This window comes from Aeromonas australiensis, from assembly GCF_000819725.1.
Classification (GTDB): domain Bacteria; phylum Pseudomonadota; class Gammaproteobacteria; order Enterobacterales; family Aeromonadaceae; genus Aeromonas; species Aeromonas australiensis.
Window position 1 is genome coordinate 29549 of record NZ_CDDH01000108.1, and the last position, 16525, is coordinate 46073.

Consider the following 16525-nt stretch of genomic DNA (forward strand, 5'->3'; position numbering starts at 1 on the left):
AGGTCAGCCCGCTTTCCGGTTACTGCCGGGCAAACCGCTCGTTCATCTCCTGCACCAGCAGATCGAGCCACTCGTAGCGGCGCCGATACATGGCCCGCTTCTTGGAAGCGATCTCCTCCAGCGGCTTGCGCAGCTGGGCTTGCAGGGCGACGAAGTTGGCATCCACATCCCGGGCGTCGAACTCCTGCCACAGCTCGTCATAATCGGCCTGCAAATTGGCTTTCTGCTTGCTGCTGTAACGCTTGGCCTGAAACACGTGGGCCCGCTTGCGCACCGCCAGCACCTCTGCCGCCCCCATGGCCTGCGCCAGTTGCAGCACCAGTTGCACCAGCAGGGATTTGGGCCGCAGGCCGTGCCCCTCTTTGGTCAGCTCGCGCACCCGATCCTGGGCATTGTCGACCGCAGGCTCCGGCCCCTGCATGGAGCCGATCATCAGCACCAAACGATCCACGCCACCCGCCAGCGAAAAGGCGCAACTGTAGAGGCGCTGCCCCTCACCGTTGACGATAGAGAGGGCCAGCTCAGCCTCGCGGCGGAAGGTGCCATCGTGACGCAGCAGAATGCGGCAGCCGCTCTGGGGATAGTGCCCCAGCACGATCCCCTCGCCCAGATAGAGGGGATCGATCAGCTGCGGGTAGCACTCCAGCAATAACAGATAGTGATTTTCCAGCATCTCGGCCCGTTGGCGGGCGCTGGCACAGGCGAAGCGATAGGGTCGCATCGGCTTGTCGAGCAGTTCGGGGTAAACCGCGGGCAGCGCCTTGAGCGGTTCGGCCTGAAACAGGCTGAAGACCCGGCTCAGCGACTTGCGATAGAGCAGGCTGCGCAGCACGAATTTGCCGCGATTGAAGGTTTTCCGGTCACATCCCTCGGGGTAGAGGAAGCGGGCCATGGATTTTGCGCAATAGCGCTCCTGCCGGGATAAGTATTCCCAGCCTATTGATTTAACTGTCATTTTTATATTCTCAAACCGCCTGAACGGTCGGGATACTAGTGACAGCTGTGCAAATCTTCAACAGAGTGGAAATACGCTGTTACAACTTCCCCCGGATCGGGGCAAAAAGTGCCCTCAGCGCTGGCAATGAGTGCAAAAAACCGTGGTGCGCTGGCCCATTCTTGTCTCGGTCAGCAGGGTGTGACAGTGGAAACAGGGCTGACCGCCACGACCGTAAACCTGCAACTGCTGCACGAAATAGCCCGGCTTGCCATCGGCACTGGTGAAATCCTTGAGAGTGGTGCCGCCCTGGCGAATCGCCTCGGCCAACACCCGCTTGATCTCGGCCACCAGGGTTCCCAGCCGCTCGGCACTGATATTGCCCGCCGCCCGTTTGGGGTGAATGCCGGCAGCATAGAGCGCCTCGTTCGCGTAGATGTTGCCCACCCCGACCACCACCTGATTGTCCATCAGGAACTGTTTGATGGCGGTGCTGCGCCCCTTGGCGCGCTCACGCAGGTAATCAGCACTGAAGGCGTCGGTGAGCGGCTCGGGCCCCAGCTTGGCGAGCAGCGCATGGGCTTCGGCCGGTTCCCGGGTCCAGAGCAGGGCGCCGAAGCGGCGCGGATCGTTGAGCCGCAGCAGCTTGCCATTCTCCAGCTCGATATCCACGTGGTCGTGCTTCTCGGCTGGCGTGCCGATATCCAGCACCCGCAGGCTGCCGGACATCCCCAGATGAAGGATGGCGGTGCCGAAATCGGTCTCCAGCAGCAGATATTTGGCGCGGCGACGCACCCGATGGATGGTGAGGTCCACCAGCTCCTGAATTTCACCGGGGATCGGCCAGCGCAAGCGACCATCACGCACCACCACGCGGGTAACCTTGATGCCGGTGAGCCAGGGAGAGATCCCCTGACGGCTGACTTCAACTTCTGGCAATTCGGGCATGGCTACCTCGCAAGTCAAAAAGTTAGCGGGAGGGACGTAGCAAGTCGCGATACTGCTCGGCGCTCAGGGAGAGCCAGAGACCGGACGGCAATTGGGCACCATATTGGCCGCTGTTCTGATAGAGACCGAACTCGACCGGATCGCTCTGGCCAGCAGTCCACACCTTGATGGTCACCGGGGTGCCACCTACCGCCTCACCTGGGGGCAACAACCAGCCCTGCCAGCGTGCCAAGCGGGCATCCAGCTGCGCCGTGTCGAGCCCTAGATCCGGCACGCTGCGCCAGCCCTGACCAATCCGCTCAATCTGCCAGCTCGGCCCCTGCCAGGTGAGCACCACGGCCTCTTCCGGCAGCAGGGGGCGCGCTCGTTTGGCACTGTTCTCCTGCTGGGCCGTCTCCATACGATGCAATAGAGCGATCACGATCAGCACTACCACTATGATCAGGTTATTCCAGCCTTTGCGGCTCAATTTGAACATGACAAGCCCCCCTTTGAACCGGCAGTGTACTGAATTCGGCGCATAAAAAAACCCGGCACTAAGCCGGGTTTTTGAGAATGCAGCATCAAGCAATTACTTGATTTTGCCTTCTTTGTAGATCACATGCTGGCGAACAACGGGATCAAACTTTTTGATCTCCATTTTTTCGGGCATGGTGCGCTTGTTTTTGGTAGTGGTATAGAAGTGACCAGTACCGGCGCTGGAGTTCAGGCGAATTTTCTCGCGAATACCTTTAGCCATGATCTAATTCCTTATACCTTAACACCGCTGGCGCGCAGTTCAGCCAGAACCACCTCAACGCCACGCTTGTCGATGATACGCATGCCTTTCGCAGATACGCGCAGGCTTACGAAGCGTTTTTCACTCTCAACCCAAAAACGGTGAGTGTGCAGGTTCGGCAGGAAACGACGCTTGGTAGCGTTGTTAGCGTGCGAACGGTTGTTACCAACTGCCGGGCGCTTGCCGGTTACTTGGCATACTCTAGACATGTCAGTCTCTCCAAATCTTACTTCATTGCTCGAGCAAATATCTGCCCCGCTGGCCTTCGATTGCGGGGCAAACAGAAGGCGGCATTTTATACAGCATCCGTGATCAAAGATCAACTAATACGGTGCCAGAGCACAGTTATAGCCAACCGCGCTCGGCAAAAGAGACCGTGATGCCGTCACCGATCACCAAGTGATCCAGCACTCTGATATCGATCAGGGCCAAAGCGGCCGTGATCCGATCCGTGATCTGGCGGTCGGCCCTGCTGGGCTCGGCGACGCCGGACGGGTGATTATGCGCCAGAATCACCGCGGCTGCATTATGTTTGAGCGCGATCTGCACGATTTCTCGTGGCCAGACGCTTGCCGAATCGATGGTGCCGAAAAAAAGCTCAACAAATTGAATGACTCTGTGCTGATTATCGAGCAACAGCAGGGCAAACACCTCCCGTGGGCGATCCCGTAGTTGGGCCTGCAGATAGTCCCGGGTCAGCTGGGGCGAGGTGAGGGCATCGCCCCGCTGCAGCTGCTGCGCCAGATGGCGTTTGGCCATCTCCAGCACCGCCTGCAACTGAGCATATTTGGCCGGGCCAAGGCCGTGTGCCTCGCAGAATGTCCGTTGATCCGCGCCCAGCAAGCTGCGCAAAGAGCCGAATTGATTCAATAGATTACGTGAAAGATCCACTGCACTCAGGCCATTGACGCCAGTGCGCAGAAAGATGGCGAGCAGCTCGGCATCGGAGAGCGCCGCGGGCCCCTGACGCAGCAACTTCTCTCTGGGACGTTCATCTTCCGGCCACTCTTTGATGCTCATTTGTCTCTCCCTCGCCCCTGTTGAGAAAAAACATAGCAAAAAATTGCGCCGGCCAGACCATCCCCTTTGATGCCAACCCCTGTCGTCATCCATTGCCTGTGGTATCTTAGCCGACCAGTCAGAATGAGCCGGATAGAGAAACAGCAGATGAGATTGGCCGATAAACGCATCCTGTTGGGTGTCAGTGGCGGGATCGCCGCCTACAAGAGTGCCGAGCTGGTACGCCGCCTGAAAGATCAGGGCGCCGAAGTGCGGGTGGTGATGACCCGCTCCGCCAAGGAGTTCATCACCCCGCTGACCCTGCAGGCGGTCTCCGGTCATCCGGTGGCCTACAGCCTGCTAGATCCCTCCGCCGAAGCGGGCATGGGCCATATCGAACTGGCCAAGTGGGCCGATCTGGTACTGATCGCCCCCGCCAGCGCCAACCTGATGGCGCGGATGGCAGCAGGCATGGCCGACGAACTGCTGACCACCCTCTGTCTGGCCACTCCGGCGCCCATCGCGCTGGCACCTGCCATGAACCAGCAGATGTATCTCAACGGCGCCACCCAGGCCAACCTCAAGACCCTGGCCAGCCGCGGCATTCTGCTGTGGGGGCCGGATGCCGGCAGCCAGGCCTGTGGCGATGTGGGCCCGGGCCGGATGCTGGATCCCCTCGAACTGGTGGATCGCTGCTGTCAGCAACTGGCTGCCGAGCCCTTGCTGGCAGGCGTCAAACTGCTGCTCACCGCAGGGCCAACCCGCGAGGCGCTCGATCCGGTGCGCTACATCAGCAACCACAGCTCCGGCAAGATGGGCTACGCCATCGCTCGCGCTGCCCGTGAAGCAGGCGCAGAGGTGACGCTGGTGAGCGGCCCGGTGACGCTGGCTACACCTGCTGGCGTGACCCGCATCGATGTCGAGAGCGCCGAGCAGATGCATCAGGCGGTGATGAGCCGGGTCGACGAGTGCGACCTCTTCATCGGCTGCGCCGCGGTGGCCGACTATCGCCCCGAGCAGGTCGCCAGCCAGAAGATCAAGAAGAGCGGCGACAACGACCAGATGGTGGTGAAGCTGGTGAAAAACCCCGACATCATCGCGGCCGTCGGCGCCCTTTCAGACAAACCCTTCACCGTCGGATTTGCCGCCGAAACCGTGGATGTGGAACAATACGCCCTCGACAAGTTGCAGCGTAAGCGGCTGGACATGATCGCCGCCAACGATGTGTCCCGCGAGGGGCAAGGCTTCAACGCCGATGACAACGCCCTGACCGTGTTCTGGCAAGGGGGCCAGGCCCCGCTGCCGCTGGCCGACAAGCTGACGCTGGCCCGTCACCTGATCGCCCTGATTGCGCGCCACTACCGGCACTGAGCGTCCCGAAAGAACAAGACTCACGGCGCCCCGCCTGCCAAGAGGGGCACCAATACAAGATCCAACTGAAAAAGCGATTCATGACTACACAAATTGAACTGAAGATTCTGGATGCCCGTATCGGTACCGAATACCCGCTGCCCGCCTACGCCACTCCCGGCTCTGCCGGCATGGATCTGCGCGCACTGCTGGATGCGCCGCTGACTCTGGCTCCGGGCGATACCACTCTGGTGCCGACCGGTCTGGCCATCCACATCCAGGATCCGGGTCTGTGTGCCACCATCCTGCCCCGCTCCGGCCTCGGCCATAAGCACGGCATCGTGCTGGGCAACCTGGTCGGTCTGATCGATTCCGACTATCAGGGTCAGCTGATGGTTTCGGTCTGGAACCGCGGCAAGGATGAGTTCACCATGCAACCCGGCGAGCGCATCGCCCAGCTGGTGATCATGCCGGTAGTTCAGGCCAGCTTCCAACTGGTCGATGAGTTCAATCAGAGCGAACGGGGTGAAGGCGGTTTTGGTTCTTCTGGTCGCCAATAACAGACCACACCAGCCCGACGGGCGGTGCTTAATAATAGAATCAAGCCATTGTTTTTTTAGGGGAATCCATGGCAAGCAGTAATCAGAAACAGAGTCGGCGCGATCAGATCCTGCAGGCGCTAGCCCATATGCTGGAAACCAGTCCTGGTCAGCGTATCACCACGGCCCGTCTGGCGGCCGAGGTCGGCGTCTCTGAAGCAGCCCTCTATCGACATTTTCCCAGCAAGGCGCGGATGTTCGAGGGGCTGATCGACTTTATCGAGGATTCCCTGCTGTCACGGGTCAATCTGATCATGGCGGAAGAGAAAGACACCATGGCGCGCTGCCACCACATTCTGCAGCTGCTGCTGGTGTTCGCCGAGCGCAATCCCGGCATTACCCGCATCCTCAATGGCGACGCCCTGCTGGGTGAGCACGATCGGCTGCGGGATCGTATCAGCATCCTGTTCGACAAGCTGGAGACCCAGATCAAACAGGTGCTGCGCGAGAAGCGGCTGCGCGAGGGTCAGGGCTTCCAGCTCGACGAGACCATGCTGGCCAATCTGCTGCTGGCCTACACCGAAGGCCGCATCAGCCAGTTTGTCCGCTCCGAGTTCAAGCTCAAGCCGACCGCCGGTTTCGAAGATCAGTGGCAATTTATCCGCAGCCAACTGCTGCAGAGCTGATGGTTTTTTTCGCATCATTCAGCAAAAAGAAGGGAGGCTTTGGCCTCCCTTCTTTTTTGTGTCAGGTTTTTATGGCAGAAAAGAAGTACCAGATGCGACCCGTACTGTCGCGCTGCGGTGTTAGATTTATCCACCATAAACCTTTTAGAACCTGACAGGACATCCTATGGAACCCGAAATCATTACCGAAGCGCAGACCTGGCTGGTCAATAATCAGGGACTGCTGATCGAATACGGCGTCAATATCGCCGCCGCCCTGTTGACCCTGCTGGTCGGCTATATCGCCGCCAACCTCATCAGCGGTGGCGTGGTCAAGGTGATGCAGGCCCGCAAGCTGGACACCACAGTCACCCACTTCGTCGGCAGCATCCTCAAATACGCCATTCTGGTGTTCGTAGTGATCGCCGCGCTGGGCCGTGTCGGCGTGCAGACCGCCTCCTTCGTCGCCATTATCGGTGCCGCCGGTCTGGCCATAGGTCTGGCGCTGCAAGGCTCGCTCTCCAACTTCGCTGCCGGCTTCCTGCTGATCATCTTCCGCCCCATCAAGGCGGGCGAGTTCATCGAAGTGGCAGGTACCGCGGGTGTCGTGCAGTCCGTTCAGCTCTTTACCACCACCCTCACCTCAGGTGACAACAAGATGGTGGTAGTACCGAACTCCGCCATCCTCAACGGCACCATCGTCAACTACTCGCGTATGGATACCCGCCGCGTCGATATGACCTTTGGCATCGGCTACGGTTCTGACCTGCGCAAGGCCAAACAGATCCTCGAGCGTCTGGTAAGCGAAGAGCCGCGTATCCTGAAAGATCCGGCAGCCACCATCGCCGTTGCCGCGCTGGCCGACTCCTCGGTCAATATCGTGGTGCGCCCCTGGGTGAAAACCGCTGACTACTGGGGTGTCTGGTTCGACTTCCACGAGAAGGTGAAACTGACCTTTGATGCCGAAGGCATCGAGATCCCCTTCCCGCAGATGGTGATGCACATGCAAAAACCGCAGGCGTGATCGCGGTTCTGCTGCAACAGACAATGCCAGCCTTCGGGCTGGCATTGTCGTTTCTGGCCCCAGCCCATGGCCATGTCGGTGCATAACCACGCCAACAGGATGAAAACAATTTCAGGCTATCGGGGTGGCCCCAATCATGAGCAAGCGCAAGATCCGCCTTGCTTTCGTGACACATAATCCCAATGTTCTGGTTGTATGCTCCCGACAGTGACCCATTGCGGTAAAAGACAATCGGTAAAAATCTGTTACACGGGCCGCCCGATCGGCTCGCTATAATGCTCGGATAATAAGGTTTGGCGGGACCTTGCCTTCAAGGTTCAAACACAACTTGGCATTTCAGGAATCCTATGAAAAACATCAATCCAACCCAAACCCAGGCCTGGCAGGCACTGGAAGCCCACTTTGCAGCAAACAAAGAGACCCGACTCAAGGATCTGTTCGCGCAGGACCCGAAGCGCTTTGACAAGTTTTCCCTTACCTTCGGCGGCGACATTCTGGTTGATTACTCGAAGAACCTGATCACCGAAGAAACCCTCAAGTTGCTGGTTGATCTGGCCAAAGAGACCGATCTTCGCAGCGCAATCGATGCCATGTTCAATGGCGACAAGATCAACATGACCGAAGGGCGCTCCGTACTGCACGTGGCCCTGCGCAACCGCTCCGACCGCCCCATCGAGTGCGATGGCAAGGACGTGATGCCGGAAGTGAACGCCGTACTGGCCAAGATGAAGGGCTTCTGCGAGAAGGTAATCGGAGGCGAGTGGAAAGGCTACACCGGCAAGGCGATCCAGCACGTGGTCAACATCGGTATCGGTGGCTCAGATCTGGGCCCGGTAATGATCACCGAGGCACTGCGCCCTTACAAAAACCACCTGCAGATGCACTTCGTCTCCAACGTCGATGGCACCCATATCGCCGAGACCCTGAAGAAGATCGATCCGGAAACCACCCTGTTCCTGGTGGCCTCCAAGACCTTCACTACCCAGGAGACCATGACCAACGCCCTGACCGCCCGTGACTGGTTCATCAATATCGCCGGTGACAAGGCCCACGTTGCCAAGCACTTCGCTGCGCTGTCTACCAATGGCAAGGCCGTGGCCGAGTTCGGCATCGACACCAACAACATGTTCGAGTTCTGGGACTGGGTTGGCGGCCGCTACTCCTCCTGGTCTGCCATCGGCATGCCCATCGCCCTGTCTGTCGGTTTCGAGAACTTCGAAGCCCTGCTGCAAGGCGCCTTCGAGATGGACATGCACTTCGCCACTGCCTCCTATGAGCAGAACGTGCCGGTGCTGCTGGCCCTGATTGGCCTGTGGTACAACAACTTCTACGGTGCCGAGTCCGAAGCCATCCTGCCGTACGATCAGTACATGCACCGCTTCCCTGCCTACTTCCAGCAGGGCAACATGGAGTCCAACGGCAAGTACGTGGATCGCAACGGCAAGCCGGTTGACTACCAGACTGGCCCCATCATCTGGGGTGAGCCGGGCACCAACGGCCAGCACGCCTTCTACCAGCTGATCCACCAGGGCACCAAGCTGATCCCCTGCGACTTCCTGGCGCCGGCCATCAGCCACAACCCGATCGGTGACCACCATCCGAAACTGCTGGCCAACTTCTTCGCCCAGACCGAGGCGCTGGCCTTTGGCAAGAGCAAGGAAGAGGTCGAAGCCGAGTTCCTGGCTGCTGGCAAAACCCTTGAGCAGGTCAAGGATCTGGTGCCGTTCAAAGTGTTTGAAGGCAACCGCCCGACCAACTCCATCCTGTTCAAGAGCCTGACCCCGAAGACGCTTGGCTCTTTGATTGCCATGTACGAGCACAAGATCTTCGTACAGGGCGCAATCTGGAACATCTTCAGCTTCGACCAGTGGGGCGTGGAGCTGGGCAAACAGCTGGCCAACAAGATCCTGCCGGAGCTGGGCAACAACGAGGCTGTCACCAGCCACGACTGCTCCACCAACGGTCTGATCAACACCTGGAAAGCGTGGAAAGCCTGATTTATCCAGCCTTTCTAAATGCAAAAGCCCCGCTCGATGAGCGGGGCTTTTTTATCACTGTCAGGCTGATTTTTCTGGCTGGCCGGTCGGGTGTCCAGTCCGACCGGCGACGGGGATCGTCATCCCCGCCCCTTCATCATCCAGCCCGATGCAGGCTTAACCGCCAACGGCGATGCGTTTCATGTCCTTCATGTAACCGCGCAGTACCTGGCCGATTTTTTCGATCGGGTGGTTGCGGGTCGCTTCGTTGGCCGCCAGCAGCGCCAGGTTATCCACGCTCTGCCCTTCCGCCTTGCTGGCACCCAGATCACCCGCTTTCAGGGTCGGCATGAAGTGCTCGCGCAGCAAGGGCACGGCGGCGTTGGCGAACAGGTAATTGCCGTACTCGGCGGTGTCGGAGATAACCACGTTCATCTCGTACAGGCGTTTGCGGGCAACGGTGTTGGCGATCAGCGGCAGCTCGTGCAGGGATTCGTAGTAGGCAGACTCCTCGTAGATACCGGAAGCCACCATGGTCTCGAACGCCAGCTCCACACCCGCCTTGACCATGGCCACCATCACCACGCCATTGTCGAAGTACTCCTGCTCGGCAATCTTGCCTGCAAACGCCGGGGCGTTTTCGAAGGCGGATTTACCTGTCTCTTCACGCCAGCCGAACAGCTTGGCATCGTCTTCGGCCCAGTCGGCCATCATGCCGCGGGAAAACTCACCGGCGATGATGTCGTCCATATGCTTCTCGAACAGCGGGCGCATCAGGGTCTTGAGCTGCTCGGAGAGCTCGAAGGCGCGCAGCTTGGCCGGGTTAGACAGGCGGTCCATCATCAGGCTGATGCCACCCTGTTTCAGAGCTTCGGTGATGGTCTCCCAACCGAACTGGATCAGCTTGCCGGCGTAGGCCGGGTCGGTCCCTTCGGCAACCAGTTTGTCGTAGCAGAGCAGGGAACCGGCCTGCAGCATACCGCAGAGGATAGTCTGCTCGCCCATCAGGTCGGATTTCACTTCCGCCACGAAGGAGGATTCAAGCACCCCGGCACGGTCGCCTCCAGTGGCAGAGGCCCACGCCTTGGCGATGGCCATGCCTTCACCTTTCGGGTCATTTTCCGGGTGAACCGCGATCAGGGTCGGTACACCGAAACCGCGCTTGTACTCTTCACGCACTTCGGTACCCGGGCACTTGGGCGCTACCATCACGACGGTCAGGTCGGCACGGATCTGCTGACCCTCTTCCACCACGTTGAAGCCGTGGGAGTAGCCCAGCGCAGCGCCCTGCTTCATCAGCGGCATCACGGTTTTCACTACGTCGGAGTGCTGCTTGTCCGGGGTCAGGTTCAGCACCAGATCGGCAGTCGGGATCAGCTCTTCATAGGTGCCGACCACGAAGCCGTTGTCGGTTGCTTTCTGCCAGGAGGCGCGCTTCTCGGTGATGGCGGCTTTGCGCAGGGCGTAGGAGATATCCAGCCCGGAGTCGCGCATGTTTAGCCCCTGGTTCAAGCCTTGGGCACCACAGCCCACAATCACCACCTTCTTGCCCTTCAGCACGTCGCAGCCGTCGGCAAATTCCGCCCGCTGCATGAAACGACACTTGCCCAGTTGGGCCAACTGCTGACGCAGGTTCAAGGTGTTGAAATAGTTAGCCATGGTGATTGCTCCGTTCGATTGATTCCATGCCGGGTAGCGGCGTTGTCAGAACCACTATAGCGCGGGACACTTATTGCCTGAACTGATATATTCGAAATAGTACGTTGCAATAACTGAAACACTCACTCTTCATAATTGCCTGCTTAATGTACCGCGAGATGGCAGAAACAAGCCGCCAACCGCTGGATATCGGGCACACAAGCCGCGCCAGGAGCTGAAAGATGGACCTTCGCAATCTCGAACTGTTTCTCCACCTCGCCGACTCCCTCCACTTCGGCAAGAGCGCCGACGCCATGGCGGTGAGCCCCTCGACGCTCAGCCGCGCCATCCAGCGGCTGGAGCAGGAGACCGGCTGCATCCTGTTCGAGCGGGACAACCGCTCGGTGCGGCTCACCCCTGCGGGCGAGAAGCTGCGCGAGTTCGGCGGCGGCCTGTTGCAGGAGTGGCATCAGCTCAAGCAGGAGCTCAAACGCAGCGATGAACCGCTGCAGGGGCGGCTGCGGGTGTTCTGCTCGGTCACTGCCAGCTACTTTCTGCTGCCCGAGGTACTGGAGCGCTTTCGCCGCCGCTACCCCCAGCTGGAGATCAAGCTGGAGACCGGCGACCCGGCGCTGGCGGTGGACAAGATCCTGGCCGACGAGGCCGATCTCGCCATCGCCGCCCGCCCCGATGCCCTGCCCGCCAAGCTGGAGTTCGCCAGCCTGCAGTTGGTGCCGCTGGTCTTTATCGCGCCGCGCAATGCCCCCCAGCTGAACCAGTGGTTCCGCCAGGGTGAGCCGGACTGGGAGCAGCTGCCGGTCATCCTCTCCGAGCAGGGCTTGGCCCGCAAACGCAGCGATCAGTGGTTTCGCAACAAGGGGATAGCGCCCAACATCTATGCCGAAGTGGCGGGTAACGAGGGGATTGTCGCCATGGTGGCGCTCGGTTGTGGCGTAGGATTGGTACCGGCGGCGGTGATCGACCACAGCCCGCTCGGCGACAAGGTGCGGATCGTCGATCTCAAACCCGCCTTCAAGCCATTTGATGTAGGGATAGGAGTACTCAAGAAGCGGCTGGAAGAGCCACTGATCCGCGCCTTCTGGGATACCGCGCAGAATCAGGGTTCACAGCGCTGAGACCGGTTTATAGATAAGAGCCGGATCGGCCATCATGACGCGACTGGGCAGCGGCAGGTCGGGGTTGTGCAGCTCGAGGCGCACCCGCTTATCCAGTTTCAGCCGCCGAATGGTGCTGCCAAATCCCTCTTCAAAGACCCGGTCAAAAGCACCAGACTGCCGCGCCCGCTGCAGGCCTAGCTCGATCCGCTTGGCCAATTCGGGATGCTGGGGAGAGACGAAAAACAGCAACGCCAGCGGATAGCGAAATACCAGATGGGGCTCGATGGCGAGATCCGGACGCTGTCTGAGTTCATCCTCGATCTCGATGACCGAGCGCAGGAAGCAGTCAAAGCGCTGCTTGCGCAGCATGTTGAAGAGCGCCTCATAAAGATTGCCCACCGTCACCTTGAGACCGTTGGCCCGTAGCAGCTGGGTGTCTGGCCAGGATCTGTGCTGACCGATGGAGAGCCCGGCGCGATGCCAGTCTGCCAACGATCCGATCGTGGCAAAACGCTCCTCATCCCCCTGCCGGATGAGACAAACCCGCCATCCCAGCAGCCCCTTGGCCAGCGGAATGTGTACTGCCAGCAACTCCCTCTCTCGCTCACCATCGGGGGCAAAGACACCGACCTGAACCAGCTCGCCGCTACGCAGCTCCTTCACCGCCCGCCCCTGCTCCATTTGCGGGCTGGAAACCAGTCGGTAGGGGCCATATTCGAGCACGGTGAGATCGAGGGAGAGGCGCAGCAACTGGACGACTGCGGGGTTGGGATGCTCCAGCAGCAGATGCCAAGCGCGGATAGGCTGCTCGGTTGCCGATACGCCAACCGCCCACAGTGCCATGCACCACCACCAGACTCTGATCATCCCGTGCACCATCCGTGTCTCGTGCTTCTCGCCATACTATAACGCCAGCCAGCCCCTCAACGGTCCCCTCTCTGAAAGATGTGTGAGGGCTCTCCCGTCAGTTTCGTGTCAGAAGTGACAATAGGCAAACCCGGCAGGTCACCGCAGACTGGGCGTTCATCAACAAACGCCAAGGCGCAGGGAGGAGAACCATGAAACAGCATCTGGTAGAGATCAAGGGTTCGACCCTGTTTGACGAGTATCTGCAAAGCATGGGGGTGCCCAGCACGGCGCTGGACCGGGAGCAGGATATCTATCTGCAGGAACGCTACCTGGGTGCCATTCGCCGGGTGCAGGGCGAACTGCGCTTTTATCTACGAGCCAATGCCCTGAACAAACGGTGATCTGGAGCCGGTCACAGAACCCGCAGCAAAGGCGTATTAGACTGGTATCTTCCCCCTTTTGTCGGGAGTGCCCATGAAAGCAAGCGGTCTGGACCGGCTGTTCAAACCCCAATCAATCGCCGTGATCGGCGCCTCGACCGACCCGCTCAAGGCGGGTCATGTGATCGTGCGCCACCTGCTGGCGGGCCAGTTCAAAGGGCCCATCCTCCCTGTCACCCCGCGCAGCAAGGCGGTGGCCGGCGTGCTGGCCTATCCAGATATCGCCAGCCTGCCGCTAACCCCGGATCTCGCCATCATCTGCACCAGACGGGAACGGGTCTTGCCGTTGCTGGAAGCGCTCGGCCAAAAGGGGACGGGCGCGGCTATCATACTGGCCGCCGACTTTTCCCCCGAAGAGCGGCTGGAGCTGAAACGGGTCTGCCAGCAATATGGCATTCGCCTGCTCGGCCCCAACAGCATGGGGATGCTGCTGCCCGGCCAGGGGATCAACGCCAGCTTTTCCCCCATTGCCGCCAAGCCGGGACAGGTCGCCTTTCTGTCGCAATCTGCCGCCGTCAGCACCACCATTCTGGATTGGGCCAAGCAGCATGAACTGGGCTTTTCCGCCTTTATCTCCCTTGGTGATCACTGCGACATCGACTTCGGCCAGCTGCTGGATCAACTCTCCCGCGACAGCGTCACCCGCGCCATCTTGATCTACATGGACAAGTTGCACGACGCCCGCCATTTTCTCTCGGCGGCGCGGGCAGCCTCGCGCAACAAGCCGATCCTGGTACTGAAAAGCGGGCGCCACGAACCGGCCCACGGTCTCGACAATGTCTATGATGCCGCCATCCGCCGTGCTGGCATGCTGCGGGTACGGGATACCCACGAACTGTTTGCCGCGGTCGAAACCCTCAGCCACTCCATGACCCTCAAGGGGGAGCGGCTTGCCATCATCTCCAACGGCCGCGGACTGGCCAATATGGCGGTGGATGTGCTGCTGGAGCGCGGCGGCAAGCTGGCTCGCCCGCCGCTCGATATTGGCAGTGATGCCACTATCACCACCTATCAGGAGGCGCTGGACAACGTGCTGCAAGAGGATGGCATCGACGCCATCCTGATCATCCACGCCCCCTCGCTCACGGCACCGAGCGCGCCGCTGGCCAGCCATCTTATCGCCCATCTGAAACAACACCCCAGAGCACGCCGTTTCAATATCCTCACCAACTGGGCGGGCGAATACTCGGCGCAAGAGGGGCGCAAACTCTTTACTGAAGCGGGCTTCCCGACCTACCGCACACCAGAAAGCGCCATGGCCGCCTTCATGCACATGGTGGAGTACCGTCGCAACCAGAAGCAGCTGATGGAAACCCCGGCATCACTGCACGGCAACCAGCTTGATGTCGAGCTGTGCCAGCAGCTGATCCGCCAGGCGCAGGAGCGCAAACAGCTAAGATTGGATACCCATCTGGTGCACCCGATTTTACAAGCCGCAGGGCTCGCCACCCTGCCCACCTGGATCGTCACCGACGCCATCGAGGCGACCCTCACCGCCGAGCAGATCGGCTATCCGGTGGCGGTGAAACTGCGCTCCCCCGACATCCTCCACAAATCTGCCGTGCACGGCGTGGTACTCAACCTGCGCACCTCGGCCGAAGTGGCACAAGCCGCAGATGCCATCCTGGACAGGGTCAAACAGCATGATCCGGGCGCCCGCATCGAAGGCTTGCTGGTGCAGCGCATGGCTCGCCGCAGCGGCGGCCTAGAGCTGCGGGTACGTATCCAGCAAGACGCCATCTTTGGCCCCGTCATTCTGCTGGGTGAGTCGGGTGCGGCGCCGCAAGAGATGGTGGCTGCCTTGCCACCGCTCAATCAGGCGCTGGCTCGTTACCAGATCATCGGTGCACTCAAGAGCCGTAAAATCCGCGAGCAGGCGACGCCGGAACGACTGGATATCGATGCCTTGGGCCAAGTGCTTTGCCAGCTCTCCGAACTATTGCTCGCCTTTCCAGAGATTCAGGAGCTGGATCTGCACCCGCTGCAAGCGTGCGGTGCCGAAATGGTGGTGCTGGATGCCAGCCTCACGCTGGCTGACCCCGCCCTCCCGGCCAGCAACCGACTGGCTATCCGCCCCTATCCTACCGAACTGGAGGAGGGTGCCTGGCTTAAAGATCAGCGCCATATCCTGCTGCGCCCCATTCGCCCGGAAGATGAACCGGCCCACAAACAGTTCGTGCTGCGGGTCTCCGATGAAGACAGGTACAAACGCTTCTTTGCCGATGTGGGTGAGCTGGGCCATGAAGAGCTGGCTCGCATGACCCAGATCGATTACGACCGGGAGATGGCTTTCGTAGCGGTGGGGCAAGAGGGCGAGCTGCAGGATCAGATCCTCGGCGTGGTACGCGCCATTTCGACCCCGGACCAGAGCGATGCCGAGTTTGCCATTCTGGTGCGATCGGACTTGAAAGGAGTGGGGCTCGGCAAATTGATGATGGAGAAGATCATCCGCTACGCCAAAGAGCAGGGGATTGGCCAGATATCCGGCATGACCATGCCAAGCAATCGCGGCATGGTCAACCTCGCCAAACGGCTGGGCTTCAAGATCGATGTACAGATGGAGGAGGGGGTCGTCTATATGGAACTGCCCTGTAACCAACAGGCGGCAGAAGCCTGATTTGGCCGCCAGTAAACTCGCTCAAATGGCTGATAAGGCTCGGAGATAGCCAGAAAATGGTGGGATTAATCGGCTATCTGGCTCTCTTACTTGACAGGGAAAGCCAGATATTGGTGGTTTAACACGCTAAAAACACAAAGCCCGTTCGTGAAGCCGGGCTTTTGTATTCGTTCTGGTGTGCAAATCTGGAGGTCACTGGGTAAAGAGCGCCCATAGCAAAAAGGCCTTCCCAATCGGGAAGGCCTTCAAATTAGTGGCGGAGCGGACGGGACTCGAACCCGCGACCCCCGGCGTGACAGGCCGGTATTCTAACCGACTGAACTACCGCTCCGCATTCGGTTAGCTTTCGCTAAATCTTTTGCTGCCTCTTCTGAGGTGTCATCCTCGCAGCCAGTGACATGATTCTTCACATCGCTGTTTAAATTGGTGCCTGGCAGTGTCCTACTCTCGCATGGCGAATGCCACACTACCATCGGCGCTACCGCGTTTCACTTCTGAGTTCGGCATGGGATCAGGTGGTTCCACGGCGCTATGGCCGCCAGGCAAATTCTTCATCTAGAAAGCTGACGTGAGTAGTGATGTTGCGCTTGGCTTGTCACTATCACTGAATTAGTTAGTAGTTCGCTTAGGTTTGCTACAAGCCTTAGAAC

General features: G+C 59.7%; 16 protein-coding genes, 1 tRNA gene and 1 rRNA gene. 8 read left to right on the forward strand and 10 right to left on the reverse strand.

Annotated elements, in window-relative coordinates; all coding sequences use genetic code 11:
* Positions 1-19 precede the first annotated feature (19 nt).
* The 6 genes from BN1117_RS17780 to radC form a co-directional block, all read right to left on the reverse strand.
* On the reverse strand, positions 20-892 hold the full coding sequence (locus tag BN1117_RS17780) for a VirK/YbjX family protein (protein WP_040099556.1): 873 nt from the start codon (positions 890-892) through the stop codon (positions 20-22).
* A gap of 177 nt (positions 893-1069) precedes the next feature.
* On the reverse strand, positions 1070-1882 hold the full coding sequence (mutM, locus tag BN1117_RS17785; RefSeq protein WP_040099558.1) for a bifunctional DNA-formamidopyrimidine glycosylase/DNA-(apurinic or apyrimidinic site) lyase: 813 nt from the start codon (positions 1880-1882) through the stop codon (positions 1070-1072).
* 22 nt (positions 1883-1904) lie between these two features.
* On the reverse strand, positions 1905-2360 hold the full coding sequence (locus BN1117_RS17790) for a hypothetical protein (RefSeq protein WP_040099560.1): 456 nt from the start codon (positions 2358-2360) through the stop codon (positions 1905-1907).
* Between the two features lie 93 nt (positions 2361-2453).
* Complete coding sequence (gene rpmG / locus BN1117_RS17795) at positions 2454-2621, reverse strand: 50S ribosomal protein L33 (RefSeq protein WP_005307500.1); 168 nt, start codon at positions 2619-2621, stop codon at positions 2454-2456.
* 11 nt (positions 2622-2632) lie between these two features.
* Positions 2633-2869, reverse strand: a complete 237-nt coding sequence (gene rpmB / locus BN1117_RS17800) for a 50S ribosomal protein L28 (RefSeq protein ID WP_005307492.1) — start codon at positions 2867-2869, stop codon at positions 2633-2635.
* Between the two features lie 136 nt (positions 2870-3005).
* On the reverse strand, positions 3006-3680 hold the full coding sequence (gene radC, locus BN1117_RS17805) for a RadC family protein (protein ID WP_040099562.1): 675 nt from the start codon (positions 3678-3680) through the stop codon (positions 3006-3008).
* 147 nt (positions 3681-3827) lie between these two features.
* Here radC and coaBC point away from each other — a divergent pair, with 147 nt between their 5' ends.
* The 5 genes from coaBC to pgi all read left to right on the forward strand — a co-directional run bounded on the left by coaBC (position 3828) and on the right by pgi (position 9234).
* Complete coding sequence (gene coaBC, locus BN1117_RS17810) at positions 3828-5030, forward strand: bifunctional phosphopantothenoylcysteine decarboxylase/phosphopantothenate--cysteine ligase CoaBC (RefSeq protein ID WP_040099564.1); 1203 nt, start codon at positions 3828-3830, stop codon at positions 5028-5030.
* Between the two features lie 80 nt (positions 5031-5110).
* Complete coding sequence (gene dut / locus BN1117_RS17815; RefSeq protein WP_005339498.1) at positions 5111-5569, forward strand: dUTP diphosphatase; 459 nt, start codon at positions 5111-5113, stop codon at positions 5567-5569.
* A gap of 68 nt (positions 5570-5637) precedes the next feature.
* A complete protein-coding gene (slmA, locus tag BN1117_RS17820) occupies positions 5638-6234 on the forward strand; it encodes a nucleoid occlusion factor SlmA (protein WP_005339495.1) in 597 nt (198 codons plus the stop codon).
* Between the two features lie 166 nt (positions 6235-6400).
* Entirely contained in the window at positions 6401-7237 is an 837-nt protein-coding gene (locus BN1117_RS17825; protein ID WP_005339493.1) for a mechanosensitive ion channel domain-containing protein, read from the forward strand.
* Positions 7238-7584: 347 nt separating this feature from the next.
* Entirely contained in the window at positions 7585-9234 is a 1650-nt protein-coding gene (gene pgi, locus BN1117_RS17830) for a glucose-6-phosphate isomerase (protein ID WP_040099566.1), read from the forward strand.
* A 156-nt stretch (positions 9235-9390) separates the two neighbouring features.
* Here the strand turns inward: pgi and ilvC are convergent, their stop codons facing one another.
* Positions 9391-10872, reverse strand: a complete 1482-nt coding sequence (gene ilvC, locus BN1117_RS17835) for a ketol-acid reductoisomerase (RefSeq protein ID WP_040099568.1) — start codon at positions 10870-10872, stop codon at positions 9391-9393.
* Between the two features lie 221 nt (positions 10873-11093).
* On the opposite strand from ilvC, the gene ilvY reads away from it, so the two are divergent.
* Positions 11094-11987, forward strand: a complete 894-nt coding sequence (ilvY, locus tag BN1117_RS17840; RefSeq protein WP_040099570.1) for an HTH-type transcriptional activator IlvY — start codon at positions 11094-11096, stop codon at positions 11985-11987.
* On the opposite strand, the gene BN1117_RS17845 is transcribed toward ilvY, so the two are convergent.
* Positions 11976-12836, reverse strand: a complete 861-nt coding sequence (locus BN1117_RS17845; protein WP_040099572.1) for a type 2 periplasmic-binding domain-containing protein — start codon at positions 12834-12836, stop codon at positions 11976-11978. The two genes, ilvY and BN1117_RS17845, sit on opposite strands and share 12 nt — an antisense overlap.
* 191 nt (positions 12837-13027) lie before the next feature.
* Here BN1117_RS17845 and BN1117_RS17850 point away from each other — a divergent pair, with 191 nt between their 5' ends.
* Together BN1117_RS17850 and BN1117_RS17855 are read left to right on the forward strand one after the other, a co-directional pair.
* Positions 13028-13219 carry a hypothetical protein gene (locus tag BN1117_RS17850; RefSeq protein ID WP_005342100.1) on the forward strand — a complete coding sequence of 64 codons (192 nt, stop codon included), beginning with the start codon at positions 13028-13030 and terminating at the stop codon, positions 13217-13219.
* 73 nt (positions 13220-13292) lie between these two features.
* Positions 13293-15875, forward strand: coding sequence for a bifunctional acetate--CoA ligase family protein/GNAT family N-acetyltransferase (locus BN1117_RS17855; RefSeq protein WP_040099574.1), 2583 nt, complete (start codon positions 13293-13295; stop codon positions 15873-15875).
* 254 nt (positions 15876-16129) lie between these two features.
* Here the strand turns inward: BN1117_RS17855 and BN1117_RS17860 are convergent.
* Both BN1117_RS17860 and rrf read right to left on the reverse strand, forming a co-directional pair.
* Positions 16130-16206: transfer RNA gene (locus BN1117_RS17860), tRNA-Asp, on the reverse strand.
* A gap of 97 nt (positions 16207-16303) precedes the next feature.
* Positions 16304-16418, reverse strand: a 5S ribosomal RNA gene (gene rrf, locus BN1117_RS17865).
* Positions 16419-16525: the final 107 nt, after the last annotated feature.

What these genes read in the sequence shown, in the direction of transcription:
- slmA (WP_005339495.1), top strand. Translation starts at nt 5,638, where the DNA reads ATGGCAAGCAGTAATCAGAAACAGAGTCGGCGCGATCAGATCCTGCAG.
- coaBC (WP_040099564.1), top strand. Translation starts at nt 3,828, where the DNA reads ATGAGATTGGCCGATAAACGCATCCTGTTGGGTGTCAGTGGCGGGATC.
- BN1117_RS17845 (WP_040099572.1), bottom strand. Translation starts at nt 12,836, where the DNA reads ATGATCAGAGTCTGGTGGTGGTGCATGGCACTGTGGGCGGTTGGCGTA.
- dut (WP_005339498.1), top strand. Translation starts at nt 5,111, where the DNA reads ATGACTACACAAATTGAACTGAAGATTCTGGATGCCCGTATCGGTACC.
- ilvC (WP_040099568.1), bottom strand. Translation starts at nt 10,872, where the DNA reads ATGGCTAACTATTTCAACACCTTGAACCTGCGTCAGCAGTTGGCCCAA.
- mutM (WP_040099558.1), bottom strand. Translation starts at nt 1,882, where the DNA reads ATGCCCGAATTGCCAGAAGTTGAAGTCAGCCGTCAGGGGATCTCTCCC.
- pgi (WP_040099566.1), top strand. Translation starts at nt 7,585, where the DNA reads ATGAAAAACATCAATCCAACCCAAACCCAGGCCTGGCAGGCACTGGAA.
- rpmG (WP_005307500.1), bottom strand. Translation starts at nt 2,621, where the DNA reads ATGGCTAAAGGTATTCGCGAGAAAATTCGCCTGAACTCCAGCGCCGGT.
- BN1117_RS17850 (WP_005342100.1), top strand. Translation starts at nt 13,028, where the DNA reads ATGAAACAGCATCTGGTAGAGATCAAGGGTTCGACCCTGTTTGACGAG.
- ilvY (WP_040099570.1), top strand. Translation starts at nt 11,094, where the DNA reads ATGGACCTTCGCAATCTCGAACTGTTTCTCCACCTCGCCGACTCCCTC.
- BN1117_RS17855 (WP_040099574.1), top strand. Translation starts at nt 13,293, where the DNA reads ATGAAAGCAAGCGGTCTGGACCGGCTGTTCAAACCCCAATCAATCGCC.
- BN1117_RS17790 (WP_040099560.1), bottom strand. Translation starts at nt 2,360, where the DNA reads ATGTTCAAATTGAGCCGCAAAGGCTGGAATAACCTGATCATAGTGGTA.
- radC (WP_040099562.1), bottom strand. Translation starts at nt 3,680, where the DNA reads ATGAGCATCAAAGAGTGGCCGGAAGATGAACGTCCCAGAGAGAAGTTG.
- BN1117_RS17825 (WP_005339493.1), top strand. Translation starts at nt 6,401, where the DNA reads ATGGAACCCGAAATCATTACCGAAGCGCAGACCTGGCTGGTCAATAAT.
- rpmB (WP_005307492.1), bottom strand. Translation starts at nt 2,869, where the DNA reads ATGTCTAGAGTATGCCAAGTAACCGGCAAGCGCCCGGCAGTTGGTAAC.
- BN1117_RS17780 (WP_040099556.1), bottom strand. Translation starts at nt 892, where the DNA reads ATGGCCCGCTTCCTCTACCCCGAGGGATGTGACCGGAAAACCTTCAAT.